Raw genomic sequence first — 18993 nt, forward strand, 5'->3', positions numbered from 1 at the left:
TGGCCGGCTCGATCAGGGCTCGTCGCTGACGCGGGCGATGTAGCTGTGCGGATTGACCAGCGCGCCGTTGCGAGTGACTTCGAAGTGCACGTGATTACCGGTGGAGCGCCCGCTGCTGCCGACCGTGGCGATCGCCTGGCCGCGCTGGACCAGATCGCCGACCTGCACGATGTTGCTGCGGTTGTGTGCGTACAGGGTGACGTAGCCATCGGCATGGCTGATTTCCACGGTGTTGCCATAGCCGTTGCGGCGCCCGGCGAAGGTCACCACGCCGGCACCGACCGCTACCACGTCGCTGCCCGCCTTGGCGGCGAAGTCCACGCCCTTGTGCATGCTGATGCGCCCGGTCAGCGGGTCGATGCGCCGACCGAATGGCGACGATACGTAGCCCTGCAGTACCGGGTGACCAGACAACATGGTCGCCTCGTCGAGACGGCGGTCGGCCAGCAGTTGCTCCAGTACTTCGAGCTGCTGTTCGCGGCTGTTCATGCGCAGGGCCAGTTCATCGAGCGTGCTCAAGAACGGCGGCGGCGCATAAGCCGCCCCGCCGATCGGCTCCTCCGGGCCGCCCTGCCCCACACCCAGCGAGAAATCGAATTCGCTGGCGTCCAGCTCGGCCAGCTCGGTAAGCCGCTCGCCCAGAGCATCGAGCCGGGTCAGACGCGCTTGCAGCTCGGCGACGTGGGCGGCGAAAGCATCCAGTTGGCGCTGGGCGTCGACGCGCACCGCACCGACTTCCTCGCGCTGGGCATCGAGCGCCTGGCTGACCACCGCGCTGTCCAATACCGGCCCTGGTTGCGGCGCCATCCAGGCACCCAGTGCCGCACCGCCGCCCACCGCCAGCACGGTCAACAGCCCCAGGCCGGCTCCAAGCCAGCGCAGATCGAAGCTGAGCGAGCGCGCGGCGCCATGGCGTCGGCTGAGTAAAATGATGTGCATGACATCCCCATCTGAAAAAAGTGGAACCCGAGCGGTCAGCAGAGGTTCTGCTACCATGACGGCCCCAAAACGCTGCAGGCTTCCTGCCATGAGTTTTCGTCCCTTGCCGGCCAAGGCGCCCGCCGCGCTCCTGCGCGAGGCGAAGCCGCTGAAAGCCCTGTTCAATCAGGCTCAACGCCTCGACCACCTGCAACAGGTGGTGGAGAGCCAGCTGCAGCCTGCCGCCCGTGAACACTGTCGCGTGGCATCGTGGCGGGAGGGCTGTCTGCTGCTGATCGTCACCGATGGTCACTGGGCCACACGGCTGCGTTATCAGCAAAAACGCCTGCAACGACAGTTGCAGGCGCTCGAAACGTTCGCGACCTTAACGAAAATCCTCTTTAAGGTGCAACCTTCCAGCGGCGAGAAACGCGAGGCGCCACGGCCTTTCGAGCTGTCCGACAGCGCCGCCGACAGCATCCAGGAAACCGCCGAAGGGGTCAGCGATCCGCGCCTGAAAGCTGCCCTGGAGCGCCTCGCCAGCCATCGTCGGCGCAGCGATTGCTAAACCGGTCAGCTGGTTAGATTCGCCAACGACGAGCGCCATGAAAATGACAACCTGATACCCGATGCGTGCCTGGCGCGCCTCGCATGCCTCCGTGGCCGTCTGTCGGGCTACCTGATCGCAGCATAAAAAAAGGCCACCCGAAGGTGGCCTTGGAAGCGATAAAACTAGGAGAGATTGCCTTACACCGCCGCAGCCGGGCGCATGTAAGAGATCGGAGCAGTGTCGGCGTCTTCGAACGTCACCGTTTCCCAAGCATCCGGCTGTGCGATCAAGGCTCGCAGCAGACGATTGTTCAGGCCGTGGCCGGATTTGTAGCCGCGGAACTCACCGATCAGGCTGTTGCCGAGCAGATAAAGGTCACCGATCGCATCGAGAATCTTGTGCCTGACGAATTCGTCCTCGTAACGCAGGCCGTCTTCGTTGAGCACACCGTCTTCGTCCACCACGATGGCATTGTCCACACTGCCGCCGCGTGCCAGGTTATGCGAACGCAGGAATTCGATATCACGCATGAAACCGAAGGTGCGGGCACGGCTGACTTCCTTGACGAACGAGGTGCTGGAAAAATCGACACTCGCGGTCTTGGTGCGGTCGTGGAATACCGGGTGATCGAAGTCGATCTCGAAACTCACCTTGAAGCCATCGAACGGAACGAAGGTGGCGCGCTTGTCGCCGTCCGTCACGGTCACTTCACGGGTGATGCGGATGAACTTCTTGGGGGCGTCCTGCTCTTGCAGACCAGCCGACTGAATCAGGAAAACGAAGGGACCCGCACTGCCGTCCATGATCGGCACTTCACAGGCAGAGAGCTCGACGTAGGCGTTATCGATGCCCAGGCCAGCCATGGCCGAGAGCAGGTGCTCTACCGTATCCACCTTGATATCACCATTGACCAGCGTGGTCGACATGGTGGTCTCGCCGACGTTCAGGGCGTGCCCCTTGACCTCCACCACAGGGTCGAGGTCGGTACGGCGGAACACGATACCGGTATCCACCGGAGCCGGCTTCAGGGTCAGGTAAACCTTCTCCCCGGAGTGCAGGCCGATACCCGTGGCGCGGATGATGTTCTTCAGGGTGCGTTGTCTGATCATGGGTCTGGCCGCTTTACGCTAGGTGCGAATTGTTTTCAACAAAGGCTGGCGATAATAGCAGAACCGACCTTTGCTGAACACCAATCACCTTCATGCTCCTGATAGATTTCATTAATCCGCCTGACGACGCAGGAATGCCGGAATGTCCAGGTAATCCAGGTCGTCCTGCGGGTTCATTTTTGCCGCAGTGGCTGCGCCACCGTGGCTCTGACGCTGAACGGTCGGGCGCTCGTAGTCCTTGTAGTTGACGTTCTGCTCGGCGCGAACCGGAGCGGCTACCGGGGCTACGGCTTGAGCTGCAGCTACCTGCACGGTGTTGTCGACCACCTTCACCGGTTTTTCCATGCGCGCACCCAGGCCGGTTGCGACCACGGTGACGTGCAGCTCGTCACGCATATCCGGATCGATCACGGTACCGACCTTGACGGTGGCGTGCTCGGAAGCGAACTGTTCGATGATGTTACCCACATCGGAATACTCACCCAGGGACAGATCCGGGCCAGCGGTGATGTTCACCAGGATGCCACGGGCGCCCTGCAGGTTGACGTCTTCGAGCAGCGGGTTGCGGATGGCCGCTTCGGTGGCTTCACGCGCACGGTTCGGGCCGCTGGCGCAGCCGGTGCCCATCATCGCCATACCCATTTCGCTCATCACGGTCTTCACGTCGGCGAAGTCGACGTTGATCATGCCCGGACGCTTGATGATGTCGGAGATACCGCGAACGGCACCGCTCAGCACGTCGTCGGCCTTGGAGAAGGCGGACAGCAGGCTGGCGTCCTTGCCGAGAATGGTCAGCAGCTTCTCGTTGGGGATGGTGATCAGCGAGTCGACGCTTTCCTGCAGCGCGCGGATGCCTTCGTCGGCGATCTGCATGCGCTTGCGGCCCTCGAACGGGAACGGACGGGTCACCACCGCAACGGTGAGGATGCCCAGCTCCTTGGCCACTTCGGCGATCACAGGCGCTGCACCGGTACCGGTACCGCCGCCCATGCCGGTGGTGATGAACACCATGTCGCAGCCCTGCAGCACTTCGGCGATGCGCTCACGGTCTTCGATGGCGGCCTGACGACCGACTTCCGGGTTGGCGCCAGCGCCGAGACCCTTGGTAACGCCGGTACCGAGTTGCAGCACGGTACGTGCGCCGATGTTCTTCAGTGCCTGAGCATCGGTGTTGGCGCAGATGAATTCGACGCCTTCGATGTTGCTCTTGGCCATGTGGTTGACTGCGTTGCCACCGCCACCACCGACACCGATAACCTTGATGACCGCGCTTTGCGGAAGGTTGTCTACGAGTTCAAACATGGTCTCTCTCCTGTATTTTCTAGTTTTTAACGCCTACTGCCGGTGACGCCGCACACGCCCGTGCCGCGTCGCCCACATTAGAAATTGCCCTGGATCCAGCGTTTGAGCCGCTCCAGAACCGGTGCCTTGGTTTCATCACCGTACCCGCCATTGCCGGGCATCGGGATGTCGTCGGACTGCTTGCGCAGGCCATACATCAACAGGCCAACACCCGTCGAGTAAATCGGGTTGCGGACCACGTCGCTGAGCCCCTTGACGCTGTGGGGCACACCGAGGCGAACCGGCATGTGGAAAATCTCTTCGGCCAGCTCTACCGCGCCTTCCATCTTCGCCGTACCACCGGTGAGCACGATGCCCGCCGGGATCAGATCCTCGTAGCCACTGCGGCGCAGCTCGGCCTGGATCAGGGTGAACAGCTCGTCGTAACGCGGCTCGACCACTTCGGCCAGGGACTGGCGCGACAGGTCGCGCGGCGGACGATCACCGACGCTCGGCACCTTGATGGTTTCGCCGGCACCGGCCAGTTTGGCCAGGGCGCAGGCATAACGGATCTTGATCTCTTCGGCGTACTGGGTCGGCGTACGCAGCGCCATGGCGATATCGTTGGTGACCTGGTCGCCGGCGATCGGGATCACCGCGGTATGACGGATCGCGCCTTCGGTGAAGATGCAGATGTCGGTGGTGCCGCCGCCGATATCGACCAGGCATACGCCCAGCTCCTTCTCGTCATCGGTCAGCACCGCATACGCGGAAGCCAACTGCTCGAGGATGATGTCGTCGACTTCCAGGCCGCAGCGGCGCACGCACTTCTCGATGTTCTGCGCCGCGTTCACCGCGCAGGTGACCACGTGTACCTTGGCTTCCAGACGCACGCCGGACATACCCAGTGGCTCGCGCACGCCTTCCTGGTTATCGATCACGTAATCCTGCGGCAGGGTATGCAGCACACGCTGGTCGGCAGGAATGGCCACCGCCTGGGCGGCGTCCAGCACGCGCTCCAGGTCGGCGTTGCTGACCTCACGATCACGGATGGCGACGATACCGTGGCTGTTCAGGCTGCGGATGTGATTGCCGGCCACGCCGACGAATGCCGAGTGGATGCGGCAGCCGGCCATCAGCTGGGCCTCTTCGACCGCACGCTGGATCGACGCCACGGTGGACTCGATGTTGACCACCACGCCCTTCTTCAGGCCGCGCGATGGGTGAGTACCGATGCCGACGATTTCCAGCTGACCATCAGCGGTCACTTCGCCTACCAGCGCCACCACCTTGGAGGTACCGATGTCGAGGCCGACGATCATCTTGCCGCTCTGCACGTTTGCCATGTTTCCTGCCTTCTCTCTCTATTCACTGCACCGCAGCGGTATCGACCGCTGCCGATGCCGGCGGCTCGCGCCACGCGACGGCCAAGCCGTTGGCGTAGCGCAGATCGACCCGCGCGATGTTGTCTTTCTGATCCTTCAGCGCCTTGCTGTAGATGGCGCCGAAACGACGTATTTTTTCCACCAGATGGTCGCGCCCCAGCAGCACCTCGATCCCCTGCCCCGTGGACAGGAACCAGCTACCACGCTCACGCAGCTCCAGGCGTGCCACGGTGAACCCCATTGGGCGCAGCATCTGGCTCAGCACCTGATACTGCTGCATCACTTGTTGCTGGGCCCGCTTCGGGCCATACAGTTGCGGCAAATTCTCGTAATGCGTCAGTTCCCTGGGCGCGAACGCCTGGCCCTGGTTGTTGATCAGCGCCTCGTTGCCCCAGCGAGCGATCGGCAGTTGCTCTTCCAGTTTCACCACCACCTGATCGGGCCACACGCGGCGAACTTCGGCGTGGGCGATCCATGGCATCTGCTCCAGTTCGTGGCGCATACCGACAAGGTCGACACTGAAGAAGCTTGCACTGACAAAAGGTTCAATGCGTTGTTGCACCGATTGCTGGCTGATGTAGCTCAGGTCGCCCTCCACACTGATCTTGGCGATCGGCCGATCGGCGTAAGGCAGCAGGCGCAACGACAGTTCATAGGCGCCGAAGCCCAGTACCAGCAGCATTACCGGCCAGGTCAGACGCTTGAACAGGCTGAAGTTCGGTCGCGGCAGGCGCACACTGATCGGCTCCTTGGCCACCAGGCGGCTCGCACCACGCGGCACGGCCTTGCCGCGTACCGGCGTGCCTGAACCTGGCTGATGACGAAGGATGGCGCCCATGCTTACCCCCGAGCCTCGACGCTGTCGGCAAGAATCGCCAACACCAGTTGCTGGAAGTCCAGACCGGCTGCCTGGGCCGCCATCGGCACCAGGCTGTGGTCGGTCATGCCCGGAACGGTGTTCACCTCCAGCAACCAGAAACGCCCATCGGCGTCCTGCATCACGTCGGCGCGTGCCCAGCCCTGGGTGCCGACCGCCTCACAGGCGCGCGCGGTCAGAGCCTTCAGCTCGGCCTCCGTGTCGGCCGGCAGGCCGCAAGGCACGCGATACTGGGTGTCATCGGCCAGGTACTTGGCTTCATAGTCGTAGAAGCTGTGCGAGGTACCCAGGGCGATCGGCGGCAGCACCTCGCCACGCAGCATGGCGATGGTGAACTCCGGGCCATGGATCCACTGCTCGACCAGCACCTGGCTGTCATAGCAGGCAGCATCCTGCCAGGCGGCGATCAGAGCATCCACGTCGCCGACCTTGGCCATGCCGATGCTGGAGCCTTCATGCGCCGGCTTGACGATCAGCGGGAAGCCCAGCTCATCAGCGGCGCGACGGCAGTCGTCGGCGCTGGCCAGCACGGCGTGGCGTGGCGTGGACAGGCCGAGGCTCTGCCACACCTGTTTGGTGCGCAGCTTGTCCATGGCCAGCGCCGAGGCAAGAATGCCGCTGCCGGTATAAGGAATGCCGGCGCACTCGAGCAGGCCCTGCATGCTGCCATCTTCACCGCCACGGCCATGCAGCACGATGAAGGCGCGGTCGATCTTCTCGCTGCCCAGGCGGGCAACGAAGTCGTCACCCACGTCGATGCCGAACGCATCCACGCCAGCGCTCTGCAGCGCGCTCAGCACGGCATTGCCGGACTTGAGCGATACCTCACGCTCGGCGCTCTTGCCGCCGAACAGCACGGCAACACGGCCGAATGCCGCTACCGGCAGTTGGGATTTCAGGGTTTCGGCACTCATTTGCGTTGACCTTGCGCGCTGAACAGCGGGCTCTGCAGCAGTTGTGGGGCGACGCCACCGATGTCACCGGCGCCCTGGCAAAGCAGGATGTCGCCAGCACGCAGCAGCGGTTTGATCAGCGGTGCCAGGTCGGCGCCGCGCTCGATATAGATGGGGTCCAGCTGACCGCGCTGGCGAATGCTGTGGCACAGCTGACGGCTGTCGGCACCAGGAATCGGCTCTTCGCCAGCCGGGTAGACCTCCATCAGCAACAGCACGTTGGCATCGGTCAATACCTGCACGAAGTCGTCGTACAGATCGCGGGTGCGGCTGTAGCGGTGCGGCTGATAGACCATCACCAGGCGACGCTCCGGCCAGCCGCCACGCACGGCCTTGATCACCGCTGCCACTTCGCGCGGGTGATGACCGTAGTCGTCGACCAGCATCACTTCACCGCCTTCGACCGGCAGTTGGCCGTACACCTGAAAACGCCGACCGACGCCCTGGAACTGCGACAGCCCCTGGACGATGGCGTCGTCGCTGATGCCTTCGTCGGTGGCGATGCAGATGGTCGCCAGAGCATTGAGCACGTTGTGGTTACCCGGCATGTTCACCGACACGTCGAGCGGCTCGCGGTCGGGGCGCAGCACGGTGAAGAAGGTCTGCATGCCCTGCTGGCGCACGTTGATGGCGCGCACGTCGGCATCTTCGCTGAAGCCATAGGTCACCGTCGGACGGCCGACCTGGGAGAGGATCTCGCGTACCACCGGATCGTCCACGCACAGCACGGCAAGGCCATAGAACGGCAGGTTGTGGAGGAACTCGATGAAGGTCTTCTTCAGTTTGTTGAAGTCGCCCTCATAGGTGCTCATGTGGTCCATGTCGATGTTGGTCACTACCGACACCATGGGCTGCAGGTGCAGAAAGCTGGCGTCGCTCTCGTCGGCTTCGGCGATCAGGTAGCGGCTCGAACCGAGCTGGGCATTGGTGCCGGCAGCATTCAGGCGGCCGCCGATCACGAAGGTCGGATCCAGGCCACCAGCGGCGAACACCGAGGCCAGCAGGCTGGTGGTGGTGGTCTTGCCATGGGTACCGGCCACGGCGATTCCGTGGCGATAGCGCATCAGCTCGGCGAGCATTTCAGCGCGCGGCACCACGGGAATGCGGCGCTCGAGCGCGGTGGCCACTTCCGGGTTGGAGGTGTTGATGGCGCTGGAGACCACCAGCACGTCGGCGCTCTCGGCGTTTTCGGCACGGTGGCCGATGAAGATCTGCGCACCGAAGTTTTCCAGGCGCTCGGTCACGGCCGAGGTCTTCAGGTCGGAACCGGACACTTCATAGCCCAGATTGAGCAGGACTTCGGCGATACCACACATGCCGGCGCCGCCGATGCCGACGAAGTGAATGCGGCGGATACGACGCATGCGCCGCACTTCTGCCTTGACCGCTGCGGGAGACTTAGCCACGGGCCACCTCCAGGCAGACATCGACGACGGTACGGGTAGCATCGGGCTTGGCCAGGCGACGTGCGGTGCTGGCCATTTGTTTGAGTCGTTCGGGGTGCATCAAGACCTCGGTCAGCTGCGCTGCCAGATCGGCAGCGTCAGTGGAGCGTTGTGGCAGAAGAACGGCGGCACCGTCCTTCGCGAGATAGCTGGCGTTACGCGTCTGATGGTCGTCGATCGCGTGGGGCAACGGCACCAGGAAAGCCGGCAGGCCGGCGGCAGCCAGTTCGCTGACGGTCAGCGCACCGGAGCGGCAGACCACCAGGTCGGCCCAGGCGTAGGCGCGGGCCATGTCGCCGATAAAGGGCGCGACCTGCGCTTCGACGCCCGCTGCGTTGTATCGTTCGCCGGTCACCTCGGCGTGTTGCTTGCCGGCCTGATGGAAGACTTCCGGGCGCAGGTCGACAGAAACCTGCGCCAGCGCTTGCGGCAGCAATTTGTTGAGCGGTTCGGCACCCAGGCTGCCACCCAGAATCAGCAGGCGTGGCCGACGACCGGTCAGCGTATCGCGGGGCGTTTCCAGGAACAGCTCTTCGCGTACCGGGTTGCCGGTGGTGCGGCGCTTGTCCGACGCGGCGAAGGTGTCGGGGAAAGCCTCGCAGACCCGGCTGGCGAATGCCACCAGACTGCGATTGGCGGTACCGGCCACGGCATTCTGCTCGTGAATGATCAGCGGCACGCCGGCCAGCTTCGCCGCCAGGCCGCCCGGACCGGTCACGTAGCCGCCCATGCCGAGCACGCAGACCGGCTGCAGTTCGCGCACCACCTTGCGGGCCTGGAACAGCGCCTTGAGCAGTTGCAGCGGCGCCTTGAGCAGCGACAGCTTGCCCTTGCCGCGCAGGCCAGTGACATTGATCAGGTGCAGCGGCAGCCCGGCAGCCGGAACCAGTTCATTCTCGATACCGCGCGGCGTACCCAGCCAGTGCACGCGATAGCCGCGTGCCTGGAATTCACGGGCGCAGGCCAGCGCCGGGAACACATGGCCGCCGGTGCCGCCCGCCATGATCAACACGTTAGCGGACATACTGCACCTCCCGCTCGGGCTCGGGGAAGTCGCTCTCGTCGAACTCGACGTCTTCGCTGCCCAGACCATTGCGCGCTTCCCACTCGATGCGCAGCAACAGCGCCAGGCTGACGCAGCAGATCACCAGGGAGCTGCCGCCATAACTCAGGAACGGCAGGGTCAATCCCTTGGTGGGTAAAAGACCGATATTCACGCCGATGTTGATCAGGAACTGGCCGATCCACAGGAAGCCCAGGCCGAAAGCCACATAGGCCGAGAAGAACTGCTTGGCCTTCTCGGCCCACAGGCCGATGTACAAGGCGCGCACGCTGACGAACACGAACAGGCCGACGGTTGCCAGCGCACCGACCAGGCCCAGCTCCTCGGCCAGCACGGAGAACACGAAGTCGGTGTGCGCTTCGGGCAGGTAGAACTGCTTCTGAATGCTGTTGCCCAGACCGACACCCAGCCATTCGCCACGCCCGAAGGCGATCAGCGCCTGGGTCAGCTGGTAGCCGGAACCGTACTGGTCGGCCCAAGGGTCGGTGAAGGTGATCAGGCGCTGCAGGCGGTACTCCTGGCTCTGCACCAGCACGAATACCGCGCCAACCGCCAGAGCGACCATCAGCAGGAAACGGAACAAGCCGACGCCACCGAGGAACAGCATGGCCATGGCCGCGCCCATCATCACCACGGTCGCCCCGAAGTCGGGCTCGAGCAGCAGCAAGAAGGCCATGGGCAGCAACACTACGAACGGCTTGAAGAAGCCCGCCCAGCTTTCGCGCACCTCTTCTTGGCGACGTACCAGGTAGCCGGCGAGATAGAGCACCACGAAAACCTTGGCGATCTCGGAAGGCTGAATGTTGAACGCGCCGAAACCGATCCAGCGCTTGGCACCGTTGACCTCGCGACCGATGCCGGGCAGCAGCACCAATACCAGCAGAACCACGGCCACCAGCAGCAGCAACCAGCTGTGGCGCTGCCAGGTGGCCAGCGGAACCATCAGCACCACGCCTGCAACGCCCAGGCCGATGGCCAGGTAAATCAGGTGGCGGATCATGTAATACAGCGGGCTGCCGGTGTTCACCGCTGCCACCTCGGTGGACGCCGAGGAAATCATCACCAGGCCGAGGCCGAGCAGCGCCAGGCAGCCGGCGAGCATCGGGAAGTCCATGTCCAGGCCACGACGGCTGAACAACGGGGACGGGTATGGGCGCAGGAAGGACAGCATCAGACGAGCGCCTCCACGGCCTGGGCGAACAGACGCCCGCGTTCTTCGAAATTCCTGAACATGTCCAGGCTCGCGCAGGCCGGCGACAGCAGCACCGCATCGCCACTCCGGGCGAGCACGGCAGCCTGTTCGACGGCAGCCTGCAGGCTGTCGACGCGCACGATGTCCAGGGTGCCGTCGAGTACCGCGGCCAGTTTGTCGGCGTCGCGGCCGAGCAGCACCACGGCCCGGCAATGGGCTGCCACCGGCTGGCGCAGGCTGGAGAAATCGGCGCCCTTGCCGTCGCCACCAGCGATCAGCACCAGCTTGCCGGCGATATCGGCGCCCAGGCCCTCGATGGCTGCCAGTGCAGCGCCGACGTTGGTGGCCTTGGAGTCGTCGTAGTAGCTCACGCCGTTGCGCTCACCCACCCATTGGCAGCGGTGCGCCAGGCCGGTGAAGGCCTTGAGGGTGTCGAGCATGGTGGCCATCGGCAGGCCCACGGCATGGCCGAGCGCCAGCGCTGCCAGGGCATTGGACTGGTTATGGGCGCCACGCACCTTCAGCTCGCGCACCGGCAGCAGCGCGTCGAACTGATAGGCCAGGTGCTTTTCGCCATTTTCCTCGAGCAGGCCGAAACGTTTGAAGTCCGGCCTGCCGAGGCCGAAGCTCCAGCACGGCACCTGGTCGGCGATCATCGGCCGCGACAGCGGATCGTCACGATTGACCACCACTTGCCGCGCGCCGCGGAAGATGCGGTGCTTGGCCAGGTGATAAGCCGGCAGATCGGCGTAGCGATCCATGTGGTCTTCACTGACGTTCAGGCAGGTGGCCACTTCGGCGTTGAGCAGCTCGGTGGTTTCCAGCTGGAAGCTGGACAGCTCGATGACGTAAAGCTCGACATCGTCGGCGAGCAGATCCAGCGCCGGCATACCCAGGTTGCCGCCCACGGCGACCTTGCGCCCTGCCGCTGCCGCCATCTCACCTACCAGGGTGGTCACGGTGCTCTTGGCGTTGGAGCCGGTGATGGCGATGATCGGCGCCTTCGCCGCGCGGGCGAACAGGCCGATATCGCCGGACAGCTTGGCGCCGCGCCTGGCCGCCTCCTGCAACGCCGGCGTGGCCACGGCCAGGCCGGGGCTGACCAGCAGTTCGCTGGCGCGGCTGAGGAATTCCACGTCCAGCTCGCCACAACGCACTTCGACCCTCGGGAACTGTTCACGCAAGGTGCTCAGCTCCGGCGGATTGGCACGGGTGTCGACCACGGCGAAGCGCACGCCCTGGCGCGCGAGGTAGCGCACCAGGGACATGCCGCTCTTGCCGAGGCCGACAACGATGCGGAATTGGTCGGAAGCGATCAGGCTCATGCTGTCCTCAACGCAGTTTCAAAGTAGCGAGGCCGATCAACACCAGAATGACGGTGATGATCCAGAAACGAACGATGACCCGTGGCTCGGGCCAACCCTTCAACTCGAAATGGTGGTGAATCGGTGCCATGCGGAACACGCGCTTGCCGGTCAGCTTGAAACTGGCGACCTGGATGATCACTGATAGGGTTTCCATCACGAACACGCCGCCCATGATGAACAGGACGATTTCCTGGCGCACGATCACGGCGATGGTGCCCAGCGCAGCGCCCAACGCCAGCGCACCCACGTCGCCCATGAACACCTGCGCCGGGTAGGTGTTGAACCACAGAAAGCCCAGGCCGGCGCCAATCAGCGCGCCGCAGAACACGATCAGTTCGCCAGCACCCGGCACATAGGGAATCAGCAGGTATTCGGAGAAATTCACGTTACCCGACAGGTAGCAGAAGATGCCCAGGGCGCCGCCGACCATCACGGTAGGCAGGATCGCCAGGCCGTCGAGGCCGTCGGTGAGGTTCACCGCGTTGCTGGAGCCGACGATGACGAAATAGGTCAGCACCACGAAGCCGATGCCCAGGGGAATGCTGACGTCCTTGAGCAGCGGCACGATCAGGGTAGTTTCGATCGGCGTCTGCGCAGTCATATAAAGGAAGACGGCCGCGCCGACGCCGAACACCGATTGCCAGAAGTATTTCCAGCGGCTCGGCAGGCCGCGCGAGTCCTTCTCGATCACCTTGCGGTAGTCGTCGACCCAGCCGATGGCGCCGAACAGCAGCGTGACGATCAGCACCACCCACACGTAGCGATTGCTCAGGTCAGCCCACAGCAGGGTGCTGATGGCGATGGCCGAGAGGATCAGCGCGCCGCCCATGGTCGGCGTGCCCTTCTTGGAGAGGTGCGACTGCGGGCCGTCGTTGCGCACGGCCTGGCCGATCTGGCGGATCTGCAGGGTACGAATCATCCAGGGGCCGAGGAACAGCGCCAACGCGAGCGCCGTCAGCACACCGAGAATCCCGCGCAGGGTCAGGTACTGAAAGACCGCGAAGCCCTTGTGGAACTGTTGCAGATACTCTGCCAGCAGCAGCAGCATTTAGTGACTCTCCCCACTGTCGCCACACAGCGCGGCGACGACTTTTTCCATCGCGGCGCTGCGTGAACCTTTAATTAGAATGGTGCTGTCGCCGGGCTCGGCGCGTACCGCGTCGATCAGCGCGGCCTGGTCGGCGAAATGCCGCGCCCCGGCGCCAAAGGCCTGCACGGCATGTTTCATCTGAGGGCCGACCGCATAGAGCAAATCGGCCTTGCCGACTGCGTAGTCGCCCACGTCGCGATGGCCCTGCTCGGACCACGCGCCCAGCTCGCCGATGTCGCCCAGCACCAGCACCTTGCGACCGGAGAAGCCGGCAAGGATGTCGATGGCGGCGCAGATCGAAGCCGGGTTGGCGTTGTAGGTGTCGTCGATGACCCGGGCGCCGTTCTGCGCCAATTGCGCGACGGCACGGCCCTTGACCGGCAACAGGCTCTCGAGGCCGTTCTTGATGGCCACCAGCGGTACCGCCAGGGCATGGGCGGCGGCGGCGGCGGCCAGTGCATTGGCCACGTTGTGCTCACCGAGCAGATTCAGTTGCACACGGGCCTGGCCTTCCTGGCAGAACAGCGTGAACGCCGGGCAGCCACGTGGGTCGCGGCTCAGCTCACTGGCATGGAAGTCGGCGCTGCTGTCGCGCAGGGCGAAGCTCAGCACGCGGCGACCGGCAGCGCGCTTGACCCAGCGCTCGAACGCCACGTCGTCACGGTTGAGCACGGCGATGCCCGCCTCACCCAGGCCTTCGAGGATTTCGCCCTTGGCCAGCACGATGTTTTCAGGACCGCCGAACTCACCCACATGGGCGTTGCCGGCGTTGGTAATGATGGCCACTTGCGGCTTGGTCAGGCCGACGGTGTAGGCGATCTCGCCGATGCCCGAGGCGCCCAGCTCGATGACGGCGCCAGTGTGCTTCGGGCCCAACTCCAGCAAGGTCAGCGGTACGCCCAGCTGATTGTTGAGGTTGCCGCGGGTGGCCAGCACGGCACCGCCATCCTGGGCGCAGGCGGCGCGCAGGATGGCAGCCAGCATTTCCTTGACAGTGGTCTTGCCGCTGGAGCCGGTCACGGCGGCCAGCAGGCCACCGTAGGCCTGACGATTGAGCGCGCCCAACTGGCCGAGCGCCAGGGTGGTGTCGGCAACCACCAGTTGTGGCAGGCCGACATCCGCGACCTCGCGCGTTACCAGCGCCGCGACCGCGCCCTTGGCAGCGACCTGGGCCAGGTAATCATGACCATCAAAACGCGGGCCGCTCAGGGCCACGAACAGCTGGCCCGGCAGGATGCTGCGGCTGTCGGTGCTGACGGCCGAGAAGGCACTGTCATCACCGACCACGCGACCGCTCAGGGCGCCGGCAACTTCGCTCAACCGCAATGCCTTAAGCATGTGCCGCCTCCCATGCAGCCAGTGCACGACCGGCCTCCTGCAGATCGGAGAACGGCTGACGCACCCCGCCGATTTCCTGGTAATCCTCGTGGCCCTTACCGGCCAGTACGACTACATCGCCCACTTGAGCGTCGCCAATCAGTTGGGCGATGGCATTGCCACGACCGTGCATGAAGCTCACCTGCCCGGCATTGCGGAAACCACTGCGAATGTCGTCGAAGATCTGCACGGGCGACTCGGAACGCGGATTGTCGTCGGTGACCAGCGCGGCATCGGCCAGGCGCTCGACCACTGCGGCCATCAGCGGGCGTTTGCCGCGATCACGGTCACCACCACAGCCGAACAGGCACAGCAGACGGCCCGTCACGTGGGGGCGCAGCGCCCCCAGAACCTGCTCCAGGGCGTCCGGGGTGTGGGCGTAGTCGACGACGATCAGTGGTGCATCTTGACCGCCCAGGCGCTGCATGCGGCCAATAGGGCCCTGCAAGCGCGGCAGCACCTTGAGAATCTCGTCGAGCGGGTAATCCATGGCCACCAGCGCACCGACCACGGCAAGCAGGTTGCTGAGGTTGAAGCGGCCCAGCAGCGAGCTGCGCAGGCTGCCTTCGCCGCGCGGCGTAACCAGCGTGGCGCGCACGCCCTGGTCATCGAAATGAATATCGCGGCAGAACAGGTAGGCGCTCGAATCCTGCAGGCTGTAGCCGATCAGCCGCGAGTCGCGCTCCTGGGCGGCCAGTTGGTGGCCCATGGCGTCATCCAGATTGATGACGCGAGCGCGCAAGCTCGGCCAGGCGAACAGCGCGGCCTTGGCAGCCTGGTAGGCCTCCATCGAACCGTGGTAATCGAGGTGATCGCGCGACAGGTTGGTGAACACCGCCACGTCGAAATCCAGTGCAGCAACGCGGCCCTGATGCAGGCCGTGGGACGACACTTCCATGGCGATGGCGCGCGCGCCGTTCTTTTTCAGACCCGCCAGGGTCGCCTGCACGCCGATCGGATCCGGCGTGGTATGCAGGCCCTGGGCCAGCGCGCCATAGAAGCCGTTGCCGAGGGTGCCGACGATGCCGCACGGCTCACCGAGCAGGTCCAGGGCCTGGGCCAGCAACTGGCTGACGCTGGTCTTGCCGTTGGTGCCGGTGATGCCGACCATGTGCAGGCCGCGGCTCGGCTCACCGTAGAAGCGCCCGGCAATGGCCGACAGCTGCCCGGCCAGCCCTTTGATGGCGACCAGCTCGGCGCTTTCGGCGGTCATCGGCAGCGAGCCGTCGGTCTCGAAGGCGACCGCAGCGGCGCCACGGGAAATCGCGTCGGCGATATGCACGCGGCCATCCTGGCGAGTGCCGGGCACGGCCAGGAACAGGTCGCCAGGGCGCACCTGGCGGCTGTCGAGGGTCAGTTCACGGATCAACACGCCGCTACTGGCCTGGGGCAACAACTGGTTCAATGGCATGGGCATCAGCCGCGCCCTCCATTGCTGGTTGCCGCTGGGGCTTCGGCCTGCACGGCCGTGGTCTCGGGCAGGTTGTCCGGGGTGATGTTCATCAGACGCAGGCCACCGGCCATCACACGGCTGAATACAGGGGCCGACACCAGGCCGCCGTAGTAGCCACTCTTGCTCGGTTCATCGATGACCACGGCAACGGCGATACGCGGGTTGCTGGCTGGTGCGAAGCCGGCGAACAGCGAGCGATAGGCGTTGGCCTGGTAGCCTTTGGTGCCGGCAGCGGTCTTGCGTGCCGTGCCGCTCTTGCCGGCCACGTGGTAACCCGGCACCTGGGCACGAAATACGCCGCCCGGGGCCTCGATCACCTGCTGAAGCATGCCCTGCAGCGTGTGAGCAACGTCTTCGGGGATCACCTGCACGCTGTCGCGCACGCGATCGGTACGTGTCAGCGACATCGGCACGCTGCGCCCATTGTTGCCCAGCACGGCGTAGGCATGGGCCAGCTGCACGGCAGTGACCGACAGGCCATAGCCGTAGGAAAGGGTCGCGGTTTCCGCCTTGCGCCATTCACGGTGGTTGGGCAGGTTGCCGACGCGCTCCCCCGGGAAGCTCAGGCCGGTATCCTGACCCAGACCGACCTGCTGCATCACGTCGTAGATAGCCGCGCCGCCGATGTCGAAGGCGACCTTGCTCATGCCCACGTTACTGGACTTGATCAGAATGCCCGTCAGGTCGAGTACGCCTTCTGGCACGCGGGACACGTCCTTGATGGTATAGCGGCCGATCTGCAGCGTACCGCCCTGTACGTCGACCTTGTCGGTAGGCTTCCAGCGCCCGGTTTCCAGGGCCGCACTCATGGAGAACGGCTTCATGGTCGAACCCGGCTCGAACACGTCGATCATGGCGCGGTTACGCATGGCAGCCGGTTGCAGATTACGGCGGTTGTTGGGGTTGTAGGTCGGCTGGTTGACCATGGCGAGGATCTCACCGGTCTTGACGTCGAGCATCACCAGGCTGCCAGCCTTGGCACCGAACTCGACCAGCGCATTGCGCAGCTCGCGGTGTGCCAGGTATTGCAGGCGCAGGTCGATGGACAATGCCAGCGCCTTGCCGGCCTTGGCGTTCTGGGTGACCTGCACGTCGCGGATCAGGCGGCCACGGCGATCCTTGAGTACCTGACGCTTGCCAGGTACGCCGGCCAGCCAGTCCTCGAACGCCAGCTCGACGCCTTCACGACCGCGGTCGTCGATATCGGTAAAGCCGACCATGTGGGCGGTGACTTCACCTGCCGGATAGAAGCGACGAAACTCCTCGATGGAGTAAACGCCCGGGACCTTGAGATCGAGCACGCGCTGGCCCTGCTCAGGAGTCAGGCCGCGCACCAGGTACATGAATTCACGCTCGGCGTTGGCCTGCAGGCGCTGGGCGAAGGCATTGGGCTCCTGACCCAGCGCAGCCGCCAGTACCGGCCACTGCGCCTTGCCAGCCTGAAGCTCCTTGCCATTGGCCCACAGGGTGGTGACCGGCGTACTGACCGCCAGCGGCTCGCCGTTACGGTCGGTGATCAGCCCGCGGTGCGCCGGAATCGGAATATGCCGCACGCTGCGTGCGTCGCCATGGGCCTTGAGGAAGTCATGATCGAACACGTGCAGCTCGAAGATGCGCGCCGCGATGGCCGCGACCATCAGCGCGAGCAGCAGCATCACCAGGCGGAAACGCCATGGGTACAGAGCCCCTTCGAGCTTCATCATGGTGCCACCATGCGCACTTCGGCGGCATCGGGAATGCGCATTTTCAGCTGTTCGCTGGCCAGGGTCTCGATCCGGTTGTGGGCCGTCCAGGTACTTTGTTCGAGGATCAGTCGGCCCCACTCGGCCTGCGCCTTGTCGCGCACACTGAGCTCGCCGTACAGGCTGTTGAGCAGCTGACGATTCCAGTGCGCGCTATAGGACACCGCCAGCGCAGAACCGAGCACGCCGACGAAGAGCACCAGCATCAGCAGGCTGCCCTTGGGGAAACGCTTGAGGGCCACGCCGCTCATCGCAGTTTCTCCGCGACACGCATGACTGCGCTGCGCGAGCGTGGGTTGGCCTTGAGCTCGGCCTCGGAGGCGAACTGTGGCTTGCCGATCAGCTTCAGACGCGGCTCGAAGGCCTTGGGAATGATGGGCAGGTCACGCGGCAGCTTGTCCATTTCGCCCTTGGCGTGCTTGCGCATGAACTGTTTGACGATGCGGTCTTCCAGGGAGTGGAAGCTGATCACCACCAGACGGCCGCCCACGTCCAGGTTTTCCAGCGCAGCGTCGAGGCCACGCTCCAGATCGCCCAGCTCATTGTTGACGTGGATGCGCAGGCCCTGGAAGGCACGGGTCGCGGGATTCTTGCCTTTCTCCCAGGCGGGATTGGCGACGGTCAGCACCTGCGCCAGGTCGGCGGTGCGCTCGAAAGCCTGCTCCTGGCGACGAGCCACCACGGCACGCGCCATGCGCTTGGCGAAACGCTCCTCACCATATTCCTTGAATACGCGAGCGATCTCGTCTTCATCGGCAGTGGCGATGAACTGCGCAGCGCTGACGCCCCGCGCAGGGTCCATGCGCATGTCCAGCGGGCCGTCATTGAGAAAGCTGAAGCCGCGTTCGGCGTCATCAAGCTGCGGCGAGGACACACCCAGATCCAGCAGAATGCCACTCACGCCACCGGCCAGGCCGCGGACAGCGAGTTCGTCGCCAAGTTCCGCAAAGCTTCTCTGTACAACGACAAAGCGGCCGTCTTCGGCCGCTAGCGTATTTCCAGTCGCGATTGCGAGAGGGTCCTTGTCGAACCCCAGCAAGCGACCGTCTGGTCCGATCCTTTCGAGGATCAGCCGGCTGTGCCCACCTCGCCCGAACGTGCCATCTACATAGCAGCCATCGGCGCGCGGCGAGAGCGCCGCAACGGCCTCTTCGAGCAACACGGTGATATGGCGAAAGGTAGCGGTCATGT

At 64.5% G+C, this 18993-nt stretch carries 17 protein-coding genes; 1 reads left to right on the top strand and 16 read right to left on the bottom strand.

Annotation, left to right across the window (positions count from 1 at the left end):
- Positions 1-12 precede the first annotated feature (12 nt).
- Positions 13-939, bottom strand: a complete 927-nt coding sequence (locus BVH03_RS00085) for a M23 family metallopeptidase (protein ID WP_075959298.1) — start codon at positions 937-939, stop codon at positions 13-15.
- Positions 940-1027: 88 nt separating this feature from the next.
- On the opposite strand from BVH03_RS00085, the gene BVH03_RS00090 reads away from it, so the two are divergent.
- A complete protein-coding gene (locus tag BVH03_RS00090; protein WP_075959299.1) occupies positions 1028-1486 on the top strand; it encodes a DUF721 domain-containing protein in 459 nt (152 codons plus the stop codon).
- Positions 1487-1665: 179 nt separating this feature from the next.
- Here the strand turns inward: BVH03_RS00090 and lpxC are convergent, their stop codons facing one another.
- The 15 genes from lpxC to rsmH form a co-directional block, all read right to left on the bottom strand.
- The gene (gene lpxC, locus BVH03_RS00095; protein WP_075959300.1) at positions 1666-2577 is read right to left on the bottom strand and encodes a UDP-3-O-acyl-N-acetylglucosamine deacetylase; all 912 of its coding nucleotides are present in this window, start codon (positions 2575-2577) and stop codon (positions 1666-1668) included.
- Positions 2578-2688: 111 nt separating this feature from the next.
- Positions 2689-3879 (bottom strand): cell division protein FtsZ, encoded by a 1191-nt coding sequence (gene ftsZ, locus BVH03_RS00100; RefSeq protein WP_075930930.1) that lies wholly within the window; start codon positions 3877-3879, stop codon positions 2689-2691.
- A gap of 77 nt (positions 3880-3956) precedes the next feature.
- Positions 3957-5204 (bottom strand): cell division protein FtsA, encoded by a 1248-nt coding sequence (gene ftsA / locus BVH03_RS00105; protein ID WP_075930931.1) that lies wholly within the window; start codon positions 5202-5204, stop codon positions 3957-3959.
- A 22-nt stretch (positions 5205-5226) separates the two neighbouring features.
- The gene (locus BVH03_RS00110) at positions 5227-6081 is read right to left on the bottom strand and encodes a cell division protein FtsQ/DivIB (protein WP_075959301.1); all 855 of its coding nucleotides are present in this window, start codon (positions 6079-6081) and stop codon (positions 5227-5229) included.
- Positions 6082-6083: 2 nt separating this feature from the next.
- Positions 6084-7034: a D-alanine--D-alanine ligase gene (locus BVH03_RS00115; RefSeq protein WP_075959302.1), complete on the bottom strand. Its 951-nt coding sequence runs from the start codon at positions 7032-7034 to the stop codon at positions 6084-6086.
- A complete protein-coding gene (murC, locus tag BVH03_RS00120; protein ID WP_218189524.1) occupies positions 7031-8437 on the bottom strand; it encodes a UDP-N-acetylmuramate--L-alanine ligase in 1407 nt (468 codons plus the stop codon). Before murC ends, BVH03_RS00115 begins: the two co-directional genes overlap by 4 nt.
- A 34-nt stretch (positions 8438-8471) precedes the next feature.
- The gene (gene murG / locus BVH03_RS00125) at positions 8472-9542 is read right to left on the bottom strand and encodes an undecaprenyldiphospho-muramoylpentapeptide beta-N-acetylglucosaminyltransferase (protein ID WP_075959304.1); all 1071 of its coding nucleotides are present in this window, start codon (positions 9540-9542) and stop codon (positions 8472-8474) included.
- Entirely contained in the window at positions 9532-10752 is a 1221-nt protein-coding gene (gene ftsW / locus BVH03_RS00130) for a putative lipid II flippase FtsW (protein WP_075959305.1), read from the bottom strand. The genes murG and ftsW overlap by 11 nt, the downstream gene beginning before the upstream one ends.
- Positions 10752-12098, bottom strand: coding sequence for a UDP-N-acetylmuramoyl-L-alanine--D-glutamate ligase (gene murD, locus BVH03_RS00135; RefSeq protein ID WP_075959306.1), 1347 nt, complete (start codon positions 12096-12098; stop codon positions 10752-10754). Before murD ends, ftsW begins: the two co-directional genes overlap by 1 nt.
- 7 nt (positions 12099-12105) lie before the next feature.
- Positions 12106-13188, bottom strand: a complete 1083-nt coding sequence (gene mraY, locus BVH03_RS00140) for a phospho-N-acetylmuramoyl-pentapeptide-transferase (RefSeq protein ID WP_075959307.1) — start codon at positions 13186-13188, stop codon at positions 12106-12108.
- Complete coding sequence (gene murF, locus BVH03_RS00145) at positions 13189-14568, bottom strand: UDP-N-acetylmuramoyl-tripeptide--D-alanyl-D-alanine ligase (RefSeq protein WP_075959308.1); 1380 nt, start codon at positions 14566-14568, stop codon at positions 13189-13191.
- The gene (locus BVH03_RS00150; RefSeq protein ID WP_075959309.1) at positions 14561-16024 is read right to left on the bottom strand and encodes a UDP-N-acetylmuramoyl-L-alanyl-D-glutamate--2,6-diaminopimelate ligase; all 1464 of its coding nucleotides are present in this window, start codon (positions 16022-16024) and stop codon (positions 14561-14563) included. Before BVH03_RS00150 ends, murF begins: the two co-directional genes overlap by 8 nt.
- Positions 16024-17760, bottom strand: coding sequence for a penicillin-binding protein 2 (locus BVH03_RS00155; RefSeq protein WP_168175587.1), 1737 nt, complete (start codon positions 17758-17760; stop codon positions 16024-16026). Before BVH03_RS00155 ends, BVH03_RS00150 begins: the two co-directional genes overlap by 1 nt.
- Positions 17760-18053, bottom strand: a complete 294-nt coding sequence (ftsL, locus tag BVH03_RS00160; protein ID WP_075959311.1) for a cell division protein FtsL — start codon at positions 18051-18053, stop codon at positions 17760-17762. Before ftsL ends, BVH03_RS00155 begins: the two co-directional genes overlap by 1 nt.
- Positions 18050-18991 carry a 16S rRNA (cytosine(1402)-N(4))-methyltransferase RsmH gene (rsmH, locus tag BVH03_RS00165; protein ID WP_143485873.1) on the bottom strand — a complete coding sequence of 314 codons (942 nt, stop codon included), beginning with the start codon at positions 18989-18991 and terminating at the stop codon, positions 18050-18052. The genes ftsL and rsmH overlap by 4 nt, the downstream gene beginning before the upstream one ends.
- Between the last annotated feature and the right edge of the window lie 2 nt (positions 18992-18993).

Origin of the sequence: Pseudomonas sp. PA15(2017) (genome assembly GCF_001945395.1) — a bacterium.
Taxonomy (GTDB): Bacteria; Pseudomonadota; Gammaproteobacteria; order Pseudomonadales; family Pseudomonadaceae; genus Aquipseudomonas.